Annotated in this window: 2 protein-coding genes; both read left to right on the top strand. The window is 64.9% G+C overall.

What is annotated here, in order from left to right:
* The first annotated feature begins 41 nt into the window (after positions 1-41).
* Positions 42-865 (top strand): IS5 family transposase gene (locus ACFYZS_RS40430; protein WP_389024589.1). Its coding sequence is split into 2 segments (ribosomal slippage): positions 42-389 and positions 392-865, totalling 822 coding nucleotides; the frame shifts between segments, so codons are not numbered across the junction.
* Positions 866-876: 11 nt separating this feature from the next.
* A complete protein-coding gene (locus tag ACFYZS_RS40425; RefSeq protein ID WP_389024587.1) occupies positions 877-1,428 on the top strand; it encodes a hypothetical protein in 552 nt (183 codons plus the stop codon).
* The last annotated feature ends 18 nt before the right edge of the window (positions 1,429-1,446 follow it).

The following is a 1,446-nucleotide window of genomic DNA, read 5'->3' as shown; positions in this document are numbered from 1 at the left end:
AGACGTCGTTTCTTATGGCGTGATCGTTCGTTGAGCCGTGCATGACGGGTCTCGTTGAGCGGCTGGTGCCGGACGAGTTGTGGATGCTGTTCCGGCGGGTGGTGCCGCCGACGGAGGTGAAGCGTCCGCAAGGTGGAGGCCGACGCCGGGCTGGTGACCGCGAGGCCTTGGCCGCGATCATCTTCGTGGCAACCTCGGGCTGCACCTGGCGGCAGCTCCCACCGGTGTTCGGCCCGAGCTGGCAGACGGTCTACCGGCGCTTCGCCCAGTGGAGCCAGGCCCGCGTCTGGGCTCGCCTCCATCGCGTCGTTCTCGACGAGCTTGGTGCAAGAGGACAGCTGGACTGGTCTCGTTGCGCGATTGACTCCGTCAGCCTGCGGGCTGCAAAAGGGGGCCACTGACCGGACCGAATCCGACCGACCGCGGCAAGTCAGGATCGAAAATCCACCTGATCACCGACCGCAACGGCCTGCCGCTGTCGCTGGGCATCTCCGGCGCCAACATGCACGACAGTCAGGGCCTCGAACCGCTCGTGCGTGGCATTCCACCGATCCGATCCCGCCGAGGACCTCGTCGACGGCGCCCTGGCAAGCTCCACGCGGACAAGGGCTACGACTACGACCATCTCCGCTGCTGGCTCCGCAAGCGAGGTATTCGGCACCGCATCGCCCGCAAGGGCATCGAGTCTTCACAGCGGTTGGGCCGTCACCGCTGGGTCATCGAGAGGACCGTCTCCTGGCTCGCCGGCTGCCGTCGACTCCACCGCCGCTACGAACGCAAGGCCGAGCACTTCCTCGCCTTCTCCGGGATCGCGGCGACCCTGATCTGCTGCCGCAGGCTGACCAAGGGAGGTGATACTCACTAGCATCGCCTTTCATGATCACAGTAGTCGTCACCATCGCGCTGGCGTTCGTCGGCTATGTAGCCACCTATCTCAACGGCCTGCGGCTGTCGCAGCGCCAAGAACGCCTCGCTCGCTTGAATCGGCAGCTCAGCGATTTCTACGGACCGCTGTTCGCCCTCACGGAAGCCAACAGCCGCATCTTCGGCGCGTTCATGGAGCGCAACGCTCGTCCTGACGGCAGGTCGCCCTTCGTGCATGAGATACCGCCTTCCGACGAGGAACTCGCCGAATGGCGGTTGTGGGTCAGGACCGTCTTCCTCCCGAACATTCAGGCGATGCGCGACCTCGTCATCAAGCACGCTGACCTCTTGAGCGAACCAGAGATGCCGCCGATTCTGCTTCAGCTGTGCGCCCACGTTTCCGGCTATGAGATCACAGCCGCCCGGTGGGAGCAGGGGAGCTATGACCAGCACCTGTCCGTGGTGCCCTTCCCGAGTGAGGAGATAGCCGCATACGCGCGGCACCGGTTCGCGGGCCTGAAGCAGGAGCAGGGCCGTTTGCTCGGGCGCCAGCAGGACAGCTGACCAAGAGAAACGACGTCT

Origin of the sequence: Streptomyces sp. NPDC001903, assembly GCF_042891345.1 — a bacterium.
Taxonomy (GTDB): domain Bacteria; phylum Actinomycetota; class Actinomycetes; order Streptomycetales; family Streptomycetaceae; genus Streptomyces.
Note: the sequence above shows the minus strand (reverse complement) of the source record. Positions and strands in the feature narration are given on the sequence as shown.